The following is a 2,916-nucleotide window of genomic DNA, read 5'->3' on the forward strand; positions in this document are numbered from 1 at the left end:
AAGAGGAGGCTTCCATGCCTTCCGGGCCCCCACCAGAGGGAGAAGCGCCCGGCCTCGAGCGTCGCCTGCGGCCAGCCCAGGCGAAGAGAGGTCTCCTCGACCCGGCCGATCGTATCGCCGTCGAATCCCGAAAGGAAGTCCCCGCGTCCCTGCAGGGCCGCCCAGTCGTAAGGAGCCGCGCGGAAGAACCCACCCACACGAACCCCCCCGTCTTTCGGGACGGGGATTCCTTGGGCATTGGGGGCCACGCGTCCATCGCCGGAATGCTCCAATGCCGCGCGGAGGCGGAAATCGTATCGGTGCTCCGCGCCCAGGATCAGAAACCGGAGCATTCCGTCTTCGAACGGGTCCGTGGTGCCGTAGGCTTTTTGCGCCTCCTTGGCGACTTCGCGCGCTTCGAGCCCCCGGTCTCCGGTCATCAGGCCGGGGAGGAGTCCCAACCCTTCCAGCTTGTCGATGACAAGATAGCTTTCCGGCTCCTCCGGCAGGAAGATTTCCGGGCTCGCAGAGAAGGCTGCCGAAGGAACTGTCAACACAATGCACACCGCAAGGACACGGAGAAGCGTCTTTGACATGGAAGCGATCAACCGATCTCCGTAGGGAAGCAACCTAACTACCTGTGGTGGATACGAATTTCATGCGAATTCTGATCAGAACGCCACGATCAGGACGCCTGCGGTAACGGCGATCTGGTACAGGTTGCAGGGAGGAGGGAAAAGAACGATGACAGGAGTTCCGCCGGGATTTTCGATTACGCAACTTGGAAACTGATCGTCTTCAGATTGGGCAGGGGAACCCTTTTGCCGACCCCTAAAATTTCCACCCCGACGACTTGGTCCTGCTCGTCATAATCGAGGATGATCCCGGGCTGCACCTCCCTGGATTCCACGATCCTGGAATCGTCGAGGCGCCAATACAGCGCATCCGCTTTTTCGTCGTAGTGGATCCTCATATCTTCTCCTTCATCGCACGGTCGATGAACGCGGTAACGACACGCCGAGGGCTTACCGAGTGATTATATATCACTCGTAGAACTCGTCCCCCAAATTCCGGGATAGGTGCCATCGCGTGCGTCAGGTCCGGATCCGACGGATCTCCCGCCACTTTCCGGGGATTCTCCAGAACACGCTGAACCCATTCCGTCTCGATGCCCCTTTCCGACATCACCAACAACGCGTGTGCCGTATATTCGACGAACGGTCCCTCCATTTCAGAACGCCACGATCAGGACGCCCGCGGTGACGGCGATCCGGTGAAGGACCTGGCCGACATTTTGCCCTTCTCGCTGTCAGGCCGGGCCGAACTCGCGGAGAAGGGCAACGCTGCCATGTCCGGAGGCTTTCCGGTAATACGCTTCGTCGGCCGTGAGCATCGTCCCCCCGTTCCGCAGGGCGACCGCATGGTACGCGGCGTCGTAGAAGGTGACGCCGCAGCGTTGCACCAACCGGAATGCCTCCCGGCAGAGGTCCGGCGTCGTCTCCGCCTCGGGAAAGCGGTAGCCGAGAAAGACTTCCATCATCTCCGAGGCATGACCGGGGTTCTTAAGGGCGAGCACGTTTCCCACCTCGAACGCCCACAGGCGCGGAAGGAGGATGTCCGCCTTCCCCTCCAGCCAGGCCGCCAGGACCTCCTCGGCCTTGTCCCGGTCCCGCTCGGAAGGCCCGGGGAATCCCCATTTCAGCAGGACGGAGGCGTCCGGCACGATCAGCACGGACAGGCGCGCCTCAACGCCGCTCCCGGTCGCGTCTCAGGGTGGAGACGATCTTTTCCGTGGACAGGGGCGGGCTCTTCTCCCTGAGCGCTCGCAGCCGTTCAGTCAGCTTCCTCCGCCGGATGGCCAGAAGCTCCCTTTCCAGGGCCGCGTTGACCACCCTGCTGCGCTCCCCGCGAGGCACGAGCTCCTCCAGCTCCCGTGCGATGTCGCTCTTGATCATGAAATTCAGCTTCCGGGCAGCATCTCCCATTTGATCACCTCTCATGCAGAGGTAATATCATTACCCCTTTACCATACCTACTTTCCGTCGGATTGTCAATTGCCTGTCGGACGGGTCAGAACGCCACGATCAGGACGCCCGCGGTGACGGCGTTCCGGCAGAGTGTGTCGACTCCGTTCATCAGACTATCGTGTATGCCAGACCCCCGACGTGTTCGAAATGGCGGTCGGAAGTGAGGAGTTCGGCGCCGTACTCCATCGCCTGGGCGGCGATCCAGATGTCGTTGGAGGGGATCGGAGTCCCTTGACGCCGCAGCTGCAAGGCGATTCTGGAGTACCGGTCGGCCGTCACGTCGGCGACGGGCACCACTTCAACCGCTTCGTGTTCGAGGAATCGGGTCAATAGGGACATGTTGTAGTCGAAACGCGAGCCGTTGCGGAAACCGAACAGGATCTCCCCGAGGACCACCGGCGAGACCAGGACCGATTCTGAGCCGGCGATCTTGCTTACGGCCGGAGCGTGCTCCATCCGGTAAAGCGCGTACACATTCGTGTCGATGAGGATATTCACTTCCACATCGCCTCATCGATCTCTTCGAAGATTTTGGTAGCCTCTTCGAACTCCCTGGCCTCATCTTCCGTCCACCCTCCCGCAAGTTCCGCAAGAGATGCGCCCTTGGGTGACCTTTTCCTTCCGCCTCCGGTGCCGGTCCCGGCCCGGATCAGCTCGAGAACCACCTTGTTCAGCGATTTGCCCGACTCCTTGGCCATCCGCCGCAAGGCCTTCTCTACCTCGGGGTCGGCAATCCGAATCGTGATTTGCGTTATTTTCTTCATGACCTATCTTTCAAATCATGGTGATTCTTTTTACGCCTCATCCAAATCGCCGTCAAACGGTTGCCGGAGAGTCGCCGATCGACCGGGCCGGCGGGGGCCGGGAGCGCCTGGGCGAGAAGCGATCCGGTCAAAGCAAGGGAACCCCG

The 2,916-nt window shown here is 61.0% G+C and carries 6 protein-coding genes; all 6 read right to left on the reverse strand.

All coding sequences use genetic code 11. The features are described 5' to 3' along the window. The coding region (locus VJ307_01245; protein HJX72752.1) for a hypothetical protein at nucleotides 1-587 on the reverse strand (587 nt) is incomplete at its 3' end. 164 nt (nucleotides 588-751) lie between these two features. Continuing rightward, complete coding sequence (locus tag VJ307_01250; GenBank protein HJX72753.1) at nucleotides 752-952, reverse strand: DUF2283 domain-containing protein; 201 nt, start codon at nucleotides 950-952, stop codon at nucleotides 752-754. Between the two features lie 336 nt (nucleotides 953-1,288). Further along, a complete protein-coding gene (locus VJ307_01255) occupies nucleotides 1,289-1,711 on the reverse strand; it encodes a type II toxin-antitoxin system VapC family toxin (GenBank protein HJX72754.1) in 423 nt (140 codons plus the stop codon). A gap of 13 nt (nucleotides 1,712-1,724) precedes the next feature. Beyond that, nucleotides 1,725-1,964, reverse strand: coding sequence for a hypothetical protein (locus tag VJ307_01260; protein ID HJX72755.1), 240 nt, complete (start codon nucleotides 1,962-1,964; stop codon nucleotides 1,725-1,727). A 150-nt stretch (nucleotides 1,965-2,114) separates the two neighbouring features. Beyond that, nucleotides 2,115-2,510 (reverse strand): type II toxin-antitoxin system VapC family toxin, encoded by a 396-nt coding sequence (locus tag VJ307_01265; protein HJX72756.1) that lies wholly within the window; start codon nucleotides 2,508-2,510, stop codon nucleotides 2,115-2,117. Next, nucleotides 2,501-2,770: a hypothetical protein gene (locus VJ307_01270; protein ID HJX72757.1), complete on the reverse strand. Its 270-nt coding sequence runs from the start codon at nucleotides 2,768-2,770 to the stop codon at nucleotides 2,501-2,503. Before VJ307_01270 ends, VJ307_01265 begins: the two co-directional genes overlap by 10 nt. Between the last annotated feature and the right edge of the window lie 146 nt (nucleotides 2,771-2,916).

The organism is Candidatus Deferrimicrobiaceae bacterium, from assembly GCA_035256765.1.
In the GTDB taxonomy this organism is placed as follows: domain Bacteria; phylum Desulfobacterota; class Deferrimicrobia; order Deferrimicrobiales; family Deferrimicrobiaceae; genus CSP1-8.

Excerpts from the sequence above, each read along its gene's own strand:
- VJ307_01260 (HJX72755.1), bottom strand. The coding sequence starts at position 1,964 with ATGGGAGATGCTGCCCGGAAGCTGAATTTCATGATCAAGAGCGACATC.
- VJ307_01270 (HJX72757.1), bottom strand. The coding sequence starts at position 2,770 with ATGAAGAAAATAACGCAAATCACGATTCGGATTGCCGACCCCGAGGTA.
- VJ307_01250 (HJX72753.1), bottom strand. The coding sequence starts at position 952 with ATGAGGATCCACTACGACGAAAAAGCGGATGCGCTGTATTGGCGCCTC.